The 16,962-nt window shown below is 68.0% G+C and carries 17 protein-coding genes; 10 read left to right on the top strand and 7 right to left on the bottom strand.

The features are described from left to right. The first annotated feature begins 26 nt into the window (after positions 1-26). The gene (locus tag AC3WRR_RS03245) at positions 27-578 is read left to right on the top strand and encodes a host attachment protein (RefSeq protein ID WP_234788113.1); all 552 of its coding nucleotides are present in this window, start codon (positions 27-29) and stop codon (positions 576-578) included. Positions 579-626: 48 nt separating this feature from the next. Here AC3WRR_RS03245 and AC3WRR_RS03240 read toward each other — a convergent pair whose 3' ends face one another. Both AC3WRR_RS03240 and AC3WRR_RS03235 read right to left on the bottom strand, forming a co-directional pair. Next, positions 627-881, bottom strand: coding sequence for a hypothetical protein (locus AC3WRR_RS03240; RefSeq protein ID WP_168163311.1), 255 nt, complete (start codon positions 879-881; stop codon positions 627-629). Between the two features lie 272 nt (positions 882-1,153). Further along, the gene (locus AC3WRR_RS03235; protein WP_010814516.1) at positions 1,154-1,864 is read right to left on the bottom strand and encodes a GntR family transcriptional regulator; all 711 of its coding nucleotides are present in this window, start codon (positions 1,862-1,864) and stop codon (positions 1,154-1,156) included. 176 nt (positions 1,865-2,040) lie between these two features. Between AC3WRR_RS03235 and AC3WRR_RS03230 the strand changes: the two genes are divergently transcribed. From AC3WRR_RS03230 to gabD, 7 genes are all read left to right on the top strand, one after another. Next, entirely contained in the window at positions 2,041-3,714 is a 1,674-nt protein-coding gene (locus AC3WRR_RS03230; RefSeq protein WP_010814517.1) for a GMC family oxidoreductase, read from the top strand. 48 nt (positions 3,715-3,762) lie between these two features. After that, positions 3,763-4,674 carry a TauD/TfdA dioxygenase family protein gene (locus tag AC3WRR_RS03225; protein WP_058696803.1) on the top strand — a complete coding sequence of 304 codons (912 nt, stop codon included), beginning with the start codon at positions 3,763-3,765 and terminating at the stop codon, positions 4,672-4,674. 35 nt (positions 4,675-4,709) lie between these two features. Further along, entirely contained in the window at positions 4,710-6,131 is a 1,422-nt protein-coding gene (locus AC3WRR_RS03220) for an aldehyde dehydrogenase family protein (protein ID WP_492296222.1), read from the top strand. 194 nt (positions 6,132-6,325) lie between these two features. Beyond that, positions 6,326-7,561 carry an AI-2E family transporter gene (locus AC3WRR_RS03215; RefSeq protein ID WP_010814520.1) on the top strand — a complete coding sequence of 412 codons (1,236 nt, stop codon included), beginning with the start codon at positions 6,326-6,328 and terminating at the stop codon, positions 7,559-7,561. A 108-nt stretch (positions 7,562-7,669) separates the two neighbouring features. Then, positions 7,670-7,885 (top strand): hypothetical protein, encoded by a 216-nt coding sequence (locus tag AC3WRR_RS03210; protein ID WP_010814521.1) that lies wholly within the window; start codon positions 7,670-7,672, stop codon positions 7,883-7,885. A gap of 96 nt (positions 7,886-7,981) precedes the next feature. Continuing rightward, the gene (locus AC3WRR_RS03205; RefSeq protein WP_041688119.1) at positions 7,982-8,185 is read left to right on the top strand and encodes a DUF3079 domain-containing protein; all 204 of its coding nucleotides are present in this window, start codon (positions 7,982-7,984) and stop codon (positions 8,183-8,185) included. Positions 8,186-8,257: 72 nt separating this feature from the next. Then, positions 8,258-9,706: an NADP-dependent succinate-semialdehyde dehydrogenase gene (gene gabD, locus AC3WRR_RS03200; protein ID WP_011617296.1), complete on the top strand. Its 1,449-nt coding sequence runs from the start codon at positions 8,258-8,260 to the stop codon at positions 9,704-9,706. Between the two features lie 10 nt (positions 9,707-9,716). On the opposite strand, the gene AC3WRR_RS03195 is transcribed toward gabD, so the two are convergent. From AC3WRR_RS03195 to AC3WRR_RS03185, 3 genes are read right to left on the bottom strand one after another with little or no spacing between them, the layout of a single operon-like run. Continuing rightward, the gene (locus AC3WRR_RS03195; RefSeq protein ID WP_492296221.1) at positions 9,717-10,544 is read right to left on the bottom strand and encodes a hypothetical protein; all 828 of its coding nucleotides are present in this window, start codon (positions 10,542-10,544) and stop codon (positions 9,717-9,719) included. A gap of 37 nt (positions 10,545-10,581) precedes the next feature. Next, complete coding sequence (gene flhD / locus AC3WRR_RS03190; protein WP_051398604.1) at positions 10,582-10,935, bottom strand: flagellar transcriptional regulator FlhD; 354 nt, start codon at positions 10,933-10,935, stop codon at positions 10,582-10,584. A gap of 26 nt (positions 10,936-10,961) precedes the next feature. Continuing rightward, complete coding sequence (locus AC3WRR_RS03185) at positions 10,962-11,795, bottom strand: helix-turn-helix domain-containing protein (protein ID WP_136227868.1); 834 nt, start codon at positions 11,793-11,795, stop codon at positions 10,962-10,964. Between the two features lie 242 nt (positions 11,796-12,037). Here AC3WRR_RS03185 and AC3WRR_RS03180 point away from each other — a divergent pair, with 242 nt between their 5' ends. Continuing rightward, entirely contained in the window at positions 12,038-14,032 is a 1,995-nt protein-coding gene (locus AC3WRR_RS03180; protein WP_492296218.1) for a PAS domain-containing hybrid sensor histidine kinase/response regulator, read from the top strand. A 109-nt stretch (positions 14,033-14,141) separates the two neighbouring features. Next, positions 14,142-15,122, top strand: coding sequence for a Bug family tripartite tricarboxylate transporter substrate binding protein (locus AC3WRR_RS03175; RefSeq protein ID WP_492296216.1), 981 nt, complete (start codon positions 14,142-14,144; stop codon positions 15,120-15,122). Here AC3WRR_RS03175 and AC3WRR_RS03170 read toward each other — a convergent pair. After that, a complete protein-coding gene (locus AC3WRR_RS03170) occupies positions 15,106-15,963 on the bottom strand; it encodes an IclR family transcriptional regulator (protein WP_011617300.1) in 858 nt (285 codons plus the stop codon). The two genes, AC3WRR_RS03175 and AC3WRR_RS03170, sit on opposite strands and share 17 nt — an antisense overlap. Then, complete coding sequence (locus AC3WRR_RS03165; RefSeq protein ID WP_010814530.1) at positions 15,960-16,787, bottom strand: IclR family transcriptional regulator; 828 nt, start codon at positions 16,785-16,787, stop codon at positions 15,960-15,962. Before AC3WRR_RS03165 ends, AC3WRR_RS03170 begins: the two co-directional genes overlap by 4 nt. Between the last annotated feature and the right edge of the window lie 175 nt (positions 16,788-16,962).

The following is a 16,962-nucleotide window of genomic DNA, read 5'->3' as shown; positions in this document are numbered from 1 at the left end:
CCTTTGAAGCGAGGGATGGGGGACCGGTGTTCGCACCGGCAACCGGAGCGATCATGAAACACACCTGGATTCTTGTGGCGGACGAATCCCTCGCCCGCATTTTTGCCTCGCACGCCTCAACCGCGCCAATGGCTCTGGTTGAGGAAATCACTGACGCGGCAGCACATGGCGACCGCGCCAACCTGCGTCGCGACGCCTACGGCCGGCGCGGCCACGCCGCCGTACAGGGCGACGCCGGGCACCCCGGTGCCCACCAGGCCGGGCCGTCCACCGTCACATCGTCGGCCGGCGAGGATGAACTGCACCAGGAAGCGCAGCTGTTTGCCCGCCGCGTGGCGGACTACCTTGCCGATGCGCGCAACAAGCAGCGCTTTGACTCACTGGCGCTGATCGCGGCGCCGCGTTTCCTGGGCCTGCTGCGCAAAGCCCTTCCCGCCGGCGTCACCGACGTCATCACGAAGGAAATTGGCAAGGACTTTACCCACGTGCCCAACAACGACCTGCAACAACGGCTGGCCGACGAGGACATCATTCCCGCGCGCCGCGACGCGCGCGTTGTTACCGGCCGGGACCGATAGTGAAGCCGCGCCGCCTCCGGTGCCAGGCCACCGGCGGCGGCGCCGGCGTCAGCGGGCCGTGCCCGAGCCGCTGGCTGCACCGCTGCTGCCGCTGGAGGTGCCGCTCGGGCTGGTCGTGCTGGTAGCGCCGGACGTGCCGGTAGAAGTGCTTGAGCCAGGGGTGGCGCTGCGGCTGCGGCTCTGTTCGGTGACCGAACCGGAGCCGGACAGCGAGCCAGAGCCGGTGGTGCTGCCGGTGGCGGAGCAACCCGCCAGGATGCCAAGTGCGAGCAGGGCTGTGCCGATGCCTAGTGTTGTTTTCATGTCTTCCTCCATCTAGCAGGTTGGCGGCAAGCCTTGCTGCACGGCGCAGGCTGCCGGTGAGCGCGCTGGAACGCAGCTCTGCTGCGGAAGACGCAACTGACGTACCAGCGGCGCCATACGACGAGCGGCGCGGGCCGGGTTGGCAACGCGGCGCCCGGCAATGCGGGAAAGTGACATGACTGCGGTCCGGCCACAGTAAGAAGTGCGCGCCGCGGGTAAAAGTTACCGCGCCGGCGCAGTTCAGTATCGACTGAAGATGGCAGGCATCCGTGCTAGCGCGTCAGTGTCCACTTGTAGGCATAGCGGTCCGGGCGGAACAGCAGTTCGCCGCAGAACAACGGTGTGTCATCGATATCATGCGGCGTGCTGCGCAGGCGCAACAGCGGTTCGCCCTCGGCAACACCGAGCCGGCGCGCCACGTCCGCGGGCGCGGCAACGGCGGTAGCTTCCATCGCCACTTCCTTGAACCGGTACCCGAGCCGGCTTTCAAACAGCGACATGGCGTCGTTGGTTTCCAGGTCCTCCTGCACCAGGCGGCGCATCAGCGGCTCAGGACCCATCAGGGTGAAATGCGCGACGGCCGCGTCATCCCAGTACCGCACGGTGGCCACGCTCAGCACTTTCTCGCCAGGTTGAAGACGCAGCGCCGCCGCCACATGGGCCGGCGCGCGCACCAGCCGTACCGACGCCAGCTTGCCGTAGGCGAGCTGGCCACGGGCGCGTGCGGTTTCATAGAAACCGGTCAGCGCGCCAAGGCTGGGCGTGTCTGAGGGACGAGTCACGAAACTGCCCTTGCCGTTGACCTTCTCGATCAGGCCGGCGTTGTGCAGCCCGGACAGGGCCTGGCGCACGGTGATCCGGCTGACCGCGAATTCCGCCACCAGCTCCGCCTCGGACGGAAGCTTGGCGCCCGGCCCCCATGTGTTGCTGGCGATTCGCTGGCGAATCTCGTTTTCGATCTCTTTGAACCTGGGCAGCGCCACTTATGTTCCGCCTTGGCGGCGGCTCCGAACTGGGTGGAAGGGATTATACCTATCATAACAGCCTGCGGCGTAACCCTATTGACCTGTTATAACAGGTAATGGCAGTATCCGTCGTCACCAGATATGCGCGCGCCCCCGCAGATCACCGCATGCTGGCAACTCAGGAGACACGTAAATTGAATACCAAGACATCACAAGACACCGCCAGCGCGGCGGCGGAGTTCGACTACATCGTGATCGGCGCGGGATCGGCGGGGTGCGCCGTGGCGGGGCGCCTGGCAGAAGACCCGAGTGCGACCGTGGCGCTGCTCGAGGCCGGGCCGCATGATCATCACTTCTCGATCTGGGCGCCGGTGGGCATTGCCGCGGTGGTGCCCAAGGCCGGCCCGCGCAACTACGCCTACTACACGGTACCGCAACCGGGCCTGAACGGCCGCCGCTCCTACCAGCCGCGCGGGCGCGGCCTGGGCGGCAGCTCCTCGATCAACGGCATGGTCTATATCCGCGGCCATCGGCGCGACTACGACGACTGGGCCGCGCTCGGTTGCCGGGGCTGGGGCTTCGACGACGTCCTGCCCTACTTCCGCCGCAGCGAGCGCAATCCTAGCCTGGCCGGCCAGGAACATCCGCTGCACGGCAATGACGGGCCGCTGCATGTGAGCGACCTGCGCTCGCCCAATCCGTTTGCACAGCGCTTTGTCCAGGCAGCGATCCAGGCCGGCCTGCCTCACAACGACGACTTCAATGGCCACAGCCAGGAAGGCGTCGGCCTGTACCAGGTGACGCAGCGCAACGGCGAGCGCTGGAACTCGGCGCGGGCCTACCTGCACAACGGCAATGCCGCGGACACGGCGCTCAATGGCGGCCGTCGCGGCCTGGCGGTGCTGACCGATACGCAAGCGCTGCGCATCGTGTTCGAAGGCAGGCGCGCTGTCGGCGTGGAAGTCGTGCGCGGCGGGGCGGTGCAGACCCTGCGCGCACGGCGCGAGATCGTGGTCAGCGGCGGCACCTTCAACTCGCCGCAGTTGCTGCTGGCATCCGGCATCGGCCCGGCCGCGCACTTGCGCAACTTCGGCATCGACGTGGTCCATGACCTTCCGGGCGTGGGCGAGAACCTGCAGGACCACCTCGACATCATCGTCAACAAGCAGCTGCAAACGACCGAGCTGTTCGGCAAGACCGGCCGCGGCATGTTGCGGCTGGCGCGCGAGGTGATGCGCTACCGGCGCAACCGCACCGGCATGGTGTCGTCCAATATCGCCGAGGCCGGTGCGTTCCTGCGCAGCCGCCCCGAGCTGGACATCCCGGATGTGCAGCTGCACTTTGCCGTGGCGCTGCTCGGCAACCGCAACCTGGGCAAACTGGGCCACGGCTACTCCTGCCACGCCTGCGTGCTGCGTCCGAAGAGCCGCGGCCATGTGCGCCTGCGCAGCGCCGACATGCGCGAGACGCCGGTGATCGATCCGCGCTTCCTGTCGGCTGAGGAAGACATGGCCGGCATGGTCGCAGGCGTGCGGGCAATCCGCCGCATCTTTGCGCAGCCTGCGCTGGCGCAGCACGGCGGGCGCGAAATCCTGACCGACGCTTTCGGCCCCGACAGCAGCAATGAAGCCGCCATCCGCGACTTCGTGCGCACGCACGCGGACACGGTCTACCACCCGGTCGGCACCTGCAAGATGGGCGTCGACAACATGGCGGTAGTCGACCCGGAACTGCGCGTGCAAGGCGTGGAGGGCCTGCGCGTCGCTGACGCATCGATCATGCCGACGCTGATCGGCGGCAACACCAACGCCCCCGCCATCATGATCGGCGAAAAGGCTGCGGACCTGGTCAAGGCCTCGCACCGCTAAGCCGGCTATCCCCCTGCATTGGCAACCACCACACCGAGGAGACACCCCATGCAAGCCACTGCCGCAACCACCATCAGCCCGGAAGCCTACCGCGCGCTGGACAATGAAGCCTTTCCCTTTGCCGTGCGCCGCTGCACGCCGACGATCGGCGCCGATGTCGAAGGCATCGATTTCCGCGAGCCGCTGGACGACGACACCTATCTCTCACTGCGCCGCGCACTGCTGAAGTACAAGGTGCTGTTCTTCCGCAAGCAGGCAATCACGCCAGCCCAGCACGTGGCCGTGGCGCGCCGCTTCGGCGAGCTGGAAGTGCATCCGATGTTTACCAACCACCCGGAACATCCCGAACTGGTTGTATTCGGGCGCGATGGCACGACGCGCGGGCGCGAGAACCTTTACCACTCGGACGTTAGTTGGCGTGAGATCCCGTCGATGGGTTCGATGCTGCGCTGCGTGGAGTGCCCGGAGGTCGGCGGCGATACCATGTGGATCAATATGGCCGCGGCCTATGAAAACCTGCCGCAGGACATGAAGGCCCGCATCGCCAACCTGAAGGCCGTGCACGACGCCATGCCGACCTTCGGCTCGGCGCTGAACGAAGAAAAATACGCGGAGATGCGCACCAAGTATCCGCCGATGGTGCACCCGGTGGTACGCACGCACCCGGAAACCGGCGAAAAGATCCTGTTCGTCAACGAAGCCTTCACCACGCATTTCGCCAACTTCGTCAAGGAAGCGCCATATCGCATCGGCTCCGACTACCGCCCGGCCGAACTGGACCTGCTGCAGTACCTGTACCGCCAGGCCGCCGCGCCAGAGTACCAGGTGCGCCTGCGCTGGCAGCCGGACACCATCGCGCTCTGGGACAACCGCTCCACGCAACACTACGCGGTGCAGGATTACTTCCCGGCCGTGCGCCATATGAACCGCGCCACCATCATCGGCGACCGCCCGGTCTGACCGTCCCCACCCAAAGACAATCCGAGGCAACCGGCATGAACATCGTCGACAAGTTCTATATCAATGGCAAGTGGGTGCAGCCCGCAGCGGGCGCGACCCAGGCCGACATCATCGATCCTGCCACCGAAGCGGTCGCGGGCAAGCTCGCCATGGGCACCGCGGCGGACGTGGACCAGGCCGTGAACGCAGCGCGCGCAGCCTTCCCGGCCTGGTCGGTGTCCACGCGTGAAACACGCATCGCCCTGCTTGAGCGCGTCATCGCCGCCTACCAGGCGCGCATGGGCGACCTGGCGCAGGCGGTGCGCCAGGAGATCGGCGCACCGATCACGCTGGCCACCAATCTGCAGGCCGCGATCGGCCTGGCACAGCTGCAGGCAACGCTGCAGGCGCTGCGCGACTTCGAGTTCGAAACCACCCGCGGCAACAGCTGCATCCTGCGCGAGGCCATCGGCGTGGCGGCGCTGATCACGCCGTGGAACTGGCCGCTGAACCAGATCGCGGCCAAGGTGGCGCCGGCGCTGGCGGCGGGTTGCACCGTGGTGCTCAAGCCATCCGAGATCGCGCCGCTGGACGCCCGGATCTTCGCCGAGATCATGGATGCCGCGGGTACGCCGCCGGGTGTCTTCAACATGATCTATGGCGAGGGCCGCGCGGTGGGGGCCGCGCTGTCGTCGCATCGCGACGTCGACATGGTGTCGATCACCGGCTCGACCCGCGCCGGCGTGGAAGTGGCCATCAGCGCCGCGCCCACGGTCAAGCGCGTGGCGCAGGAGCTGGGCGGCAAGTCGCCGATGATCATCCTGGACGATGCCGACCTGCAGGCGGCGGTGACCAGCGGCGTGGCGCAGTGCACGGTCAACACCGGACAGACCTGCATCGCGCCGACGCGCATGCTGGTGCCGCGCTCGCGCTATGAGCAGGCCGTGCAGATTGCCGCCGCCGTCGCCAACGCGGTCAAGGTGGGCGACCCGTCCGACCCCGAAACCAAGATGGGCCCGATCTCCAACCGCGGCCAGTACGACAAGGTGCAGCGCCTCATCGGGGTGGGCATCGAGGAAGGCGCGCGCGTGGCCGCAGGCGGCCCCGGCCGCCCCGACGGGCTGCAGCGCGGCTTCTATGCGCGCCCGACCATCTTTGCCGACGTGCGCAATGACATGACCATCGCGCGCGAAGAGATCTTCGGGCCGGTGATATGCCTGCTGCCGTACGACTCAGAAGAAGAGGCGGTGGCAATCGCCAATGACACCGAGTTCGGCCTGGCCGCCTACATCGCGTCGTCCGACGCGGCGCGGGCACGCAAGCTGGCCGCCCGCCTGCGCGCCGGCAGCGTGCGCATCAACGGCGCGACAATGGACCTCACCGCACCGTTCGGCGGCTACAAGACGTCCGGCAACGGGCGTGAATACGGCCCCGAAGGCATTGCCGAGTTCCTTGAAACCAAGACGGTGACAGGTTGAGCCTGCGCGCTCCCGCCCGCAGTCACCGTACCGCCCGGTCGTGCAGCGCCATGCTGCCGGCCGGGCGGTGTCGCTTGTAAGGCGCCTCGCTGCCGAGCTTGTCTGACATGCGCAGGCGGCGGCGTCCGACAGCCGCAGCCTGCCGGCCAGCTATCTTCATAGCAGCGCCAGGCCTTTTGCCAGGGCGCCCGACTATGTCGACCATTCCCGATTCCGCGCCTTCTTCGCTGCCCCCTGCTTCGCCCGTTCCGTTGCCCGCCGACGGCAGCCCGCATGCCGGCGCCGACACCGAGGGCGCCGCCGGGTCCCGCACGATGGCGGAGATGGCTGACTCAGTCGTGCCGGCCGATGCCGTCACCGCCTCGCTGCACCGTGCCAGCGTGGCACTGGTGGTGCTGGCGACGCTCTTTTCGCTGTACGCCGTGCATATCGCACGCGAATTCCTCATTCCGGTGGTGCTCGCGATCGTCCTGGCCTACCTGCTGGACCCGCTGGTCTGCGCGTTGCAGCGGCTGGGCCTGCCGCGCGCGCTGGCGGGCACCGTGGTGTTGCTGGCCGTGCTGAGCGCCCTGCTCAGCGGCGCCTACCTGCTGCAGGGGCAGGTGGAATCGATCGTCAACAGCCTGCCCGAGACGGCCAGCAAGCTGTCGCGCTCGGTCGGCGCGCTGATGAGCGGCGACGATTCCATGTGGCAGAAGGTACGTCGCGCCGCCACCGTCCTCAGCGGCACCGGCCAGCCCCCGCCCGCACGCGGCACGCAGGTGGTGGTGGAGCAAGCGCCCGCCCAGATCCACAACATGCTGCTGGCCGGCTCGGTCAGCATCTTCACCATGGCCGGACAGGCAGTGGTAGTGGTCTTCCTGCTGTACTTCCTGCTGCTGGCCGGCGATACCTTCAAGCGCAAGTTCATCAAGATGGTCGGGCATACCATTTCCGAGAAGAAGATCAGCGTGCACATGCTGGACGAGGTCAACCGCTCCATCCGCCGTTACATGGGCATGCTGCTGGTGACCAATACGGCCCTGGGCGCCTGTACCTGGCTGCTGCTCAAGTGGCTGGGCGTGCACAACGCCGGCAGCTGGGCAATCGCGGCCGCGGCGCTGCACCTGGTGCCCTACTTCGGCGCCCTGGCAATCGCGGTCTGCCTGGGGGTGGTGACCTTCATGCAGTTCGGCACGCTCGGCATGGCAGCCGCGGCAACGGTCGGATCGCTGCTGATCGCCACGCTGATCGGGTCGGTCGTCACCACCTGGATGACCGGCCGCATGGCGCGCATGAACGCGGTGGCCGTATTTGTTGCACTGCTCCTGTTCACCTGGCTCTGGGGCGTATGGGGCATGTTGCTCGCCATCCCGCTGATCACCATCGCCAAGGTGGTTGCCGATCACATTGAAGGGCTCGAAGTGGTGGCAGAGTTCCTTGGCGAATAGCCGCCCGCCATCGCCCAACGGCACTATCGATCCGCCGCTATACTGGAAAAGCGAATGCTGCACCACAGCATTCTTGCTACGCCGGGGATCGTGCGGAGGAAAACAATGATGTCTATATGCGACCTGTGCGAGTCGCAGCTGGACCGGCCGGGCCACGTGCCGCCGCATCCCAGGCTGGTGATGTCGGCGACCTTGCGCACCGCCAGCGGCCAGAATGCGTTTGTGTACCGTTGCGCGCACTGCGGCCAGACACTGCTGCTGGCCTCGCCCGATGGCGAGGCGCCCGACCGCTGGACCCGGCTGGATGCCGACGGATGGGACTGAGCGGGATGGCTCCCGGCTGACTTGTGCTTGCGGTTGCGCAAATCGACGGCTTGCGGGTGTGGGCATAATCGTCTCAGCAGTTCCCAACCGCAAGCCATGGCCAAGAAATTTCCCCTTCATCCCCGCCACCCCGAGCGCATCTGCTGGGGCTGCGACAAGTACTGCTCCGTAGACGACATGGGCTGCGGCAACGGCTCCAGCCGCACGCAGCACCCGATTGAACTGCTCGGCGACGACTGGCTGGAGTACGGCGACTGGGGTATCGAAGCACCTGCCGGTCCGCCAGAGACCTCAACCTAGACCGCCGGATTACAATCGTTGTCTCAGGCTTCCACAAGACGTCCGGCACCGCCGGCATCCACCGAGACAACCATGCTGAACCTCCAGGACTCCTCGCTGCTGCGGCAGCAGTGCTATATCGACGGCCGCTGGGTCGACGGCGAGCGCCGCATCGACGTCACCAACCCGGCCACCGGCGAGCGCGTGGGACAGGTCCCGCAACTGGGCGCCGATGAAACCCGCCAGGCCATCGAAGCCGCCAACCGCGCGCTGCCGGCATGGCGCGCCCGCACCGCCAAGGAGCGCTCGGCGCTGCTGCGCAAATGGTTCGAACTGATCATGGCCAACCAGGAAGATCTGGCGCGCATCATGACCGCCGAACAGGGCAAGCCGATCGCCGAAGCGCGCGGCGAAATCGCCTACGCGGCCTCGTTTATCGAATGGTTTGCCGAGGAAGGCAAGCGCGTCTATGGCGACACCATCCCGGCGCCGGTCAGCAACCAGCGCATAGTCGTGACCAAGGAGCCGGTGGGGGTATGCGCAGCCATCACGCCGTGGAACTTCCCCGCCGCCATGATCACGCGCAAGGCCGGCCCGGCCCTGGCGGTAGGTTGCACCATGGTGCTCAAGCCGGCATCGCAAACCCCGCTGACAGCGCTGGCGCTGGTGGCCCTGGCCGAGCGCGCGGGCATTCCGGCCGGGGTGTTGTCGGTGGTGACCGGCTCGGCCGGCGCCATCGGCGGCGAGATGAGCAGCAACCCGCTGGTGCGCAAGCTCACCTTCACCGGATCGACCGAGGTTGGCCGCGTGCTGATGGCCCAGACCGCGTCGACGATCAAGAAGGTGTCGATGGAGCTGGGCGGCAATGCGCCCTTTATCGTGTTCGACGATGCCGACCTGGACGCGGCGGTTGAAGGCGCGATCGTGTCCAAGTACCGCAATGCCGGGCAGACCTGCGTCTGCGCCAACCGCATCTACGTGCAGACGGGCGTGTACGAGGCGTTTGCGCAGAAGCTGGTGGCGGCAGTAGCGGCCCTGAAGGTCGGCAACGGCATGGAAGATGGCGTGCGCATCGGCCCGCTGATCGACGACAAGGCCGTGGCCAAGGTGGAAGAGCATATCGCCGACGCGCTCGGCAAGGGCGCGCGCCTGCTGCAGGGCGGCCAGCGCCATGCGCTGGGGCATTCTTTCTTCCAGCCGACCGTACTGGCCGACGTCGGCGCCGGCATGCTGGTCGCGCGCGAGGAGACCTTCGGCCCGCTGGCACCGCTGTTCCGCTTCGAAACCGAGGATGACGTCGTCGCCATGGCCAACGACACCGAGTTTGGCCTCGCCAGCTACTTCTATGCCCGCGACCTGGGCCGGGTCTGGCGCGTCTCCGAACGCCTGGAATACGGCATGGTGGGCGTCAATACCGGCCTGATCTCCAACGAGGTGGCGCCGTTCGGCGGCGTCAAGCAGTCTGGCGTGGGCCGCGAGGGCTCGCACTACGGCATCGAGGATTACCTGGTCATCAAGTACACCTGCATGGCCGGCATCTGATTGCCGCGACTCAGTACGCCGTGTCCGCGCACACGGCGTGCCGGGGCTCGGGGCAGCGCCCGCCGTGCCGGCAGGTGTCGCGAAAGCGCGCGATCCGGTCATGGACACGCTGCATCTGCTCCAGCTGATAGCTGGCGCGCGCAGCGCTGTAACTGGCGCCGAACTCATACAGGGCGCCAGCCGCGGCGCGGGATAGTCCTTCCAATGCCTGCGCCAGCTCCCGCCCTTCCACGCTGCGGTGCCGGCGCAGGCGCCAGGACAAGGCCTCCTGGCCCTGCGCAAGCAGGCTCTGCTCAAGGTAGCCAAGCTGCTCGGCAACGGCCTGCGCGCCATGCAGCGCCGACAGGTAGGCGCACACCACCGCCAGGCGCTGGTTCATCTCCCCGCCGCAGCCCAGCAGTTCGCGGGCGCAGGTGCGCAAGGTATCCGCGTCAAACGCCTTGACTTCGTCGGTGGCTTCCTGTGCATAGGCGGCCAGCGGCAGCACCGTGACTGCCAGGCCCGGCGGCAGCACGCTGGTGAAACGGCTGGCGATCGCGTGCTGCACGGTGCAGTCCAGTTCGCAGCAGGTCGGCACAGCGGCATCGACATAGAATTCCAGCGCCGGCGGCCGCCCGTGGTCCATCGACACCACGGCGCGCGCAGGCGGGTGCCCGGCCATCGCAAGCACCTCGAGGCCGGCCTCGACACAGCGCTGCTCATCGGGCTCCGCCCCCAGTGCCTGGACAATATCCTGCATCTGCAGCGTGCCAGAGAGTTCCATGCGGGTTGGCCCGGGCGGGTGGTCCCCCCTGCGGCCGCGGTCGAGCGCCATCCGCTTCCATTCGACTTGCGTCATCGCATTGCCCGTCATACAGCCTCCGATTTTGGTTCCACTACCCGCGCTGCGCGGCCATCACGATGGCCGCGTGCATGTTCTGCAGGGCATGCAGCGGCTCGGCGCCGGTCAGCGCGGCCACCAGCATGCTGTCTTCCAGCCTGAAACGGCACAGCACCAGGTTGGAGCGCGCCAGTGCCACCATCTGCTGCGGCGTGAGCGCGGCCAGCACACGGCCCACTTTGCGCTCGATGCCAAGCCGGAACAGGGCCTCGGGCTCGTTCTCGCGCATCAGCCGCTGCACCAGCAGCAGGTAGGAGAGGTTCAGGTCCGTGATTTCCCGCAGGCTCTCGCCGACCAGGTCGCTGGCCGTCTCTTCAGCCGCGGTGCCGGCCGGTGTTGCATGTTCCATTCGGTCCTCGCGCTGGCCGGGCTTGGTCATTCGGCTGCCACAGCCTGGCCACCGGCCGTGCGCGGTGCAAGCCGGCGGGCATCGTGCGGGCCGCGCCGGGGCACCTGCCGATCGCACGCAGGCGCGTGCGCGGAGATCATCGGGCGCTCGGCGATGGCCCGCAAGGCGGGCTTGTCGAGCAGCGAGATGGTGCGGTGCCTCACCCGGATCAGCCCGCAGTCCGCCAGCCGCGAGAACTGCCGGCTGACTGTTTCCAGCGTCAGGCCGATATAGCTGCCGATTTCCTCCCGGCTCATGCGCAGCACGAACTCCGAGGACGAGAAGCCGCGCGCCGCAAAGCCTTCAGCCATCCACAGCAGGAAGGTCACCAGCCGCTCTTCGGCGGTCATCAGCGCCAGCATGGTCTGCAGCGCGCGTGCGCGCTGCGCCTGTCCGCCGAGCGCCAGGAACAGCTGGTTGGCAAGCTCCGGCATGCCGGCGGCGGCGCCGCGCAGCGCGTCCATGCCGAGCATGCACAGCTTGGTGTCCTCCAGCGCGGTGGCGTAGGACGCATAGTGCGGATGCGCCAGGCTGTCCAGCCCGACCAGGTCGCCGGGGAAGTGGAAGCCGACCACTTGCGTGCGGCCGTCTTCCGTGGTCACGTGGGTCTTGACTGTGCCGACGCGGATTGCGTAGAGCGAGGTCACGGGGTCGCCCAGCAGGTACAGGCACTGGCCCTTGCGCAGGCGCACCGTGCGGTGGAAGCCCCGGGCGCCGCCCGGCAAGCCCCGGGCGCCTCCCAGGCAGAAGCGGGCCAGTTGGCAATCTGCGCTGCACGGCATGCCGTCGCACGGCAGGTGGCATTCGTCTAACTGTGTCATTGGCGCCTCTGGATGGAAGAGCTGAAAGCCCTTGTGCAACCATTCTATGGAGCCAGTTTCCCCAGACAATCCGCACATTCTGATTTGCAGTACAGAAGCTTCTGATCCGGACCTGCGCTGCCGGGGCCACCGGCATCCCCGGCCATTGGCCCTGCCAGGCTGCTTGCGGGGTATCCTTGCTACAAGACCAGCACCGGATGCGCTGGCGGGCCACGCCGGCAGGACGCCGTTCAGGACATGCCATGACAAGACCCCCCGAGGACCCGCAGCAACCCGCCGGAAGCGTACCTCGCCCCGACGCTGGCGAGCCATCGGGCGGGCGTTCGCAAGAGATCCGGGCCGACCTGCCCGATGTGCCTTACCAGACCCTGGTGGACTCCGTGCAGGACTACGCCATCTTCACGCTCGACGTCGGCGGCCATGTCTCCAGCTGGAACAAGGGCGCGGCGCGCATCAAGGGCTATGCCCGCGAGGAGATCCTGGGCAAGCATTTCTCGCAGTTCTACACGCCGGACGCGATCGCCCGAAGTTGGCCGCAAGCCGAACTGAAGGCCGCGGCCGAACAGGGCCGGTTCGAGGACGAGGGGTGGCGCGTGCGCAAGGACGGCAGCCGCTTCTGGGCCAATGTCGTCATCACCGCCCTGAAGGACGCCGAGGGCCGGCTGATCGGCTTCGCCAAGGTCACGCGGGACATGACCGAGCGGCGCCGCGCCGCCGAGGCCCTGCACCAGAGCGAAGAAACCCTGCGGCTGCTGGTGGAGGGGGTCAAGGATTACGCGATCTTCATGCTCGATCCCGGCGGCCATATCGTCAGCTGGAATTCCGGTGCCTCTTATATCAAGGGCTACCGCCGCGACGAGATCATCGGCCGTCATTTCTCGGTGTTCTATCCGCAGGAGGATGTTGCCGCTGGCAAGCCGTCACGGCACCTGGCACTGGCGCAGCGCGTCGGGCGCGTGGAAGACGAAGGCTGGCGCGTGCGCAAGGATGGGTCGCTGTTCTGGGCCAATGTCACCCTGACAGCGGTATACGACGAGTCACGCACGCTGCGCGGCTTTGCCAAGGTGACGCGGGACATGAGCGAGCGCCGCCGCCGCGAAGAGCTGGAACGCTCCAGCCAGCGCATGAATGAGTTCCTGGCCACCCTTTCGCATGAACTGCGCAATCCGCTGGCGCCGGTGCACAGCGCGCTCGCGGCGATGCGGCTGGCGCCGGAGGATGCGGTGCTGGCAAACCGGAGCCTGGCCATGATCGAGCGCCAGGTGACCCACCTGAGCCGGTTGGTGGACGACCTGCTCGACATCGGGCGCATCACCTCCGGCCGGATCGACCTGCGCATGGAGCCGGTCGAGTTCAACGAGATCATCGCGCTCGGCGTCGAGGCAGCGCAGCCGGCGCTGGATGCAAAGTCGCAGTGCGTCGAAGTGCGGACCCATGCCGGCTCGATCCCAATGCGTGCCGACAAGACGCGGCTGGTGCAGGTCATGCAGAACCTGGTGCTCAATGCATCGAAATTCTCGCCGCCCGGCTCGTCGGTGACGATCGCCACCACCATCCAGAACCGCACACTGCAGGTCCAGGTAATGGACCAGGGCTGTGGCATCGGGCCCCAGGCCATCGACGAGATCTTCAACCTGTTCATGCAGGAAAGCCGTCCGGGCACCGACTTGCATGGCGGGCTGGGCATCGGCCTGTCGCTGTGCCGGTCACTGGTTGAGCTGCATGGCGGCACCATCTCTGCCGCCAGTGCCGGGGCGGGACAAGGCAGCACCTTCACGCTGCGGCTGCCGCTGACGGCCTCGCACAAGGAGGACCCCCGGCCAGGAGCCGCACTGCCGGCCCAGGGTCCGGTCGCACCCGAGTTGCAGGCGCAGCGCATCCTGCTGGTCGACGACAACCGCGACGCCGCCGACAGCCTGGCCATGCTGCTCGAGATATGCGGCCACGAGGTGACCATTGCCTACGACGGCGCCGAGGCCCTGCATGTGGCGCCCCGCTGCCGCCCGCATATCGCGCTGATCGACCTGGCCATGCCCGGCATGGACGGCTTCGAAGTGGTGCGCGCCATGCGCCTCGTGGCCGGCACCGAGCTGACGCGCTTCGTGGCGCTGACCGGCTTCGCCCAGCCGGCGGACCGGCAGCGTACCGAGGCCGCCGGCTTCGACGCACACCTGGTCAAGCCGGTGGAGCTGGAAACGCTGTTCGGCACCATCGCCCGGCTGCGCCCGCCGGAATGACCCGTTCCGGCACCGAACCCGACCTTCGCCAATTCCAAACACGCGCCTGCCGGCGCTGCGACACACTGACGGCCATTCCATCGCAACAGATCACAGAAAGGAGACAGCGATGCAGGGTTGGATCAGGCGCGCAGCCGCGGGGCTGGCATTTGCGTTCGCGGCCACGGCCGCCGGTACCGCGCTGGCGGACTATCCCGACAAGCCGGTGCGGCTGGTGGTGCCCTTTCCGCCCGGCGGCGCCACCGACCTGCTGGCGCGCGAGATCGGCAACGCACTGTCGGCGCGGCTGCACCAGCCGGTGGTGATCGACAACCGGCCCGGCGCCGGCGGCAACCTGGCGGCCATCGCGGTGGCGCGGGCCCCGGCCGACGGCTATACGCTGCTGTTCGGCACCTTCGGCTCGCTGGCGGTCAACAAAAGCCTCTATGACAAGCCTGGCTACGATCCGCTGAAGGACTTCGCGCCGGTGGCTTCGGTCGCCTACCTGCCCAACGTGCTGGTGGTGCATCCCAGCGTGCCGGCGCGCACCGTGCAGGAGCTGCTGGCGCTGGCGCGCAAGGAGCCGGGCAAGCTGACCTATGGCTCGTTCGGCAACGGCTCGTCGTCGCACCTGGCGGGCGAGCTCTTCACCCACCTGGCGGCTGTCAATATCACGCACATTCCGTACAAGGGCAGCGCCGCGTCGATGACCGACCTGATCGGCGGGCGCATCACCATGATGTTCGACAGCGTCTCGACCGCGCTGCCGTATATCCGCGACAACCGCGTGCGCGCGCTGGCGGTGACCACGCAGAAACCCTCTGACCAGCTCCCCGGCGTGCCCACGCTGGCCGCCGCCGGCGTGCCCGGCTACGAGCTGACCGCGTGGTTTGGCGTGGCCGCGCCGGCCGGCACGCCCAAGGCAGTGATCGACCGCCTCAACGGCGAGATCGTGGCGGCGCTGAAGCAGCCTGACCTGGCCGCCAGGCTGGCCAGCCAGGGCACCGTGCCCTTCCCCGCCACGCCGGCGCAGTTCGGCAGCTATATCCGCGCGCAGTTCGAGAAGTGGGACAGCCTGATCAAGTCGGCCAACATCAAGCTGGACAACTGATAGCCTGAGCCCAGGCCGTGTCCGGCGCGCCGAAGCGCCACGACAGCCGGCGCGCCGCCTGCCGCACCAGCGCGGCAGTGGCGCCCGCGGTGCTGCTGTCAAAGCTGCCGCTCGAGCCCATCACGGCGATCACCAGCGCCAGGCTGCCGGTGTGGTCGAATACCGGCGCCGCCAGCGTGTCGATGCCCGGCACCGGGTGGCTCAGCGCATTGTCGAGCCGGGCCGCGCGCACCTGCGCCAGGCGCCCGGCGTAGGCCGGCGCCAGCTTGCCGCCGGGTTCAAGCACTTCGGCCGCGGCAGCGCCGGCCATGCGCAAATCGTCCTTTTCCAGCAAGCCCGCCAGCACGTTGGCTGGCAGGTACGCAGCGGCGGTGCGGCCAATCGCGGTATGGACCAGCGACAGCACCGTGCCCACGCGCAGGCTTACGTGCTGGGGCCGCGCCGATTCCTCCAGCCGGACCACCGTGGGCCCCAGCGGCCCCAGCACTGCCATGGCCACGCTCAGGCCGGTGGCGCCGGCCAGCTCGATCACCTCCGGTTCCGCCTCACGCGTCGGCGACAGCCGCTGCAGCGCGATCAGCCCCAGTTCCAGTCCCAGCGGTCCGCACAGGTAGTTGCCCGCGGCATCGCGCGCCAGCAGGCCGGTCTTCTGCAGGCTGACCAGATGCGGGAACGCCTTGGCCGGCGGCATGCCCGCGGCCAGCGCCAGGTCGCGCAGCGCCAGCGGCCGGCCGGCAGCCACCAGCGCCACCAGCAGCTGGCCGGTGCTGTCCAGCGACTGGATGCCGCGCTGCGGCTTGCCGCCTTCCAGGTCTTGCTGGGCTTCGGTCGCGCTGCTCATGCCAGGCGCCCCTCTTCATCGCGCAGCGCGGCGCCGATGTCCGCCGCCGCGGCCAGCAGGGCCTGCGCCGCAGCGCCGCGCCAGTCCACCTCGATGGCACCGGTCGATCCCACCAGCGTCAGCACCAGCCGCAGCACGCCAGCGGCGTCCAGCACCGGCACGCTGAGGCTGCTGACAGCCGGGCTGGGCGTGTCGATGCTGCGCTCGATGCCGCGCGCTCGGATTTCTCCCAGGCTGGCGCTGAAGGCGGCCAGGTCGGACTCGGCCGCGCCCGGCTGCTGTGCGCGCCACAGCGGCTGCCACAGTGCCGGCGGCTGGAAGGCACAGAACACGCGCCCGGTGGCCGTGGCGGCCAGTGCCATCACCGTGCCCACGTGCAGGTTGACATGCAGCGGCGCGCTGGCCGGCACATAGCGCACGATGGTCGGGCCCTGCGGCCCGGCAATGCTGATTGCCACGCTGAATCCGGACGCCTGCGCCAGCGCATCCACCCGGGGCTGCGCGGCGCGCCAGGCGGCGTCCTGCTCCAGGTGCAGCATGCCCAGCTGCAGCGACAGCGGCCCGGGCTCGTAGCGGCCGGAGAGGTGGTCGCGCTTGATCAGGCCCAGCCGCGTCAGGCTGACCAGGTAGGCATGCGCCTGGGCCGGCGCCAGCTGCGCCGCCTCGGCCAGCGCGGCCAGCGGCATTGGCGCGCGCGCGACCGCCAGCGCCACCAGCAGGCGCCCGCCCACCTCCACGCTCTGGATGCCGCGCTGCGCCTTGTCGGCACGCGCAGCGGGCTCGTCCGCCTGCGTTCCTGCTTCCCCAGCCTTGCGCCTGGCCATTGCCATCCTGTGTGATCGGAAAACCCGGATATTAATCGAACGCCTCCCGTTGCCGTGCGCACGGGGGTTTACCCGAACAAACTCCACCTGCCTCCGATGGCGTTCGCGGCATGCCTCAATTATTTGTCATAGGCTAATCATTTCGCTATTGATTAATTTTTTAACGTTTCCTAAG

It is taken from the genome of Cupriavidus sp. FW305-3-2-15-C-LB2, assembly GCF_058787575.1.
The sequence above is the reverse complement of the archived record's forward strand: the minus strand, read 5'-3'. Positions and strand labels throughout refer to the sequence as shown.

Excerpts from the sequence above, each read along its gene's own strand:
- AC3WRR_RS03175 (WP_492296216.1), top strand. The coding sequence starts at position 14,142 with ATGCAGGGTTGGATCAGGCGCGCAGCCGCGGGGCTGGCATTTGCGTTC.
- AC3WRR_RS03220 (WP_492296222.1), top strand. The coding sequence starts at position 4,710 with ATGAACATCGTCGACAAGTTCTATATCAATGGCAAGTGGGTGCAGCCC.
- AC3WRR_RS03205 (WP_041688119.1), top strand. The coding sequence starts at position 7,982 with ATGGCCAAGAAATTTCCCCTTCATCCCCGCCACCCCGAGCGCATCTGC.
- AC3WRR_RS03185 (WP_136227868.1), bottom strand. The coding sequence starts at position 11,795 with ATGACACAGTTAGACGAATGCCACCTGCCGTGCGACGGCATGCCGTGC.
- AC3WRR_RS03215 (WP_010814520.1), top strand. The coding sequence starts at position 6,326 with ATGTCGACCATTCCCGATTCCGCGCCTTCTTCGCTGCCCCCTGCTTCG.
- gabD (WP_011617296.1), top strand. The coding sequence starts at position 8,258 with ATGCTGAACCTCCAGGACTCCTCGCTGCTGCGGCAGCAGTGCTATATC.
- AC3WRR_RS03225 (WP_058696803.1), top strand. The coding sequence starts at position 3,763 with ATGCAAGCCACTGCCGCAACCACCATCAGCCCGGAAGCCTACCGCGCG.
- AC3WRR_RS03210 (WP_010814521.1), top strand. The coding sequence starts at position 7,670 with ATGTCTATATGCGACCTGTGCGAGTCGCAGCTGGACCGGCCGGGCCAC.
- AC3WRR_RS03170 (WP_011617300.1), bottom strand. The coding sequence starts at position 15,963 with ATGAGCAGCGCGACCGAAGCCCAGCAAGACCTGGAAGGCGGCAAGCCG.
- AC3WRR_RS03195 (WP_492296221.1), bottom strand. The coding sequence starts at position 10,544 with ATGACGCAAGTCGAATGGAAGCGGATGGCGCTCGACCGCGGCCGCAGG.
- AC3WRR_RS03240 (WP_168163311.1), bottom strand. The coding sequence starts at position 881 with ATGAAAACAACACTAGGCATCGGCACAGCCCTGCTCGCACTTGGCATC.
- flhD (WP_051398604.1), bottom strand. The coding sequence starts at position 10,935 with ATGGAACATGCAACACCGGCCGGCACCGCGGCTGAAGAGACGGCCAGC.
- AC3WRR_RS03165 (WP_010814530.1), bottom strand. The coding sequence starts at position 16,787 with ATGGCCAGGCGCAAGGCTGGGGAAGCAGGAACGCAGGCGGACGAGCCC.
- AC3WRR_RS03180 (WP_492296218.1), top strand. The coding sequence starts at position 12,038 with ATGACAAGACCCCCCGAGGACCCGCAGCAACCCGCCGGAAGCGTACCT.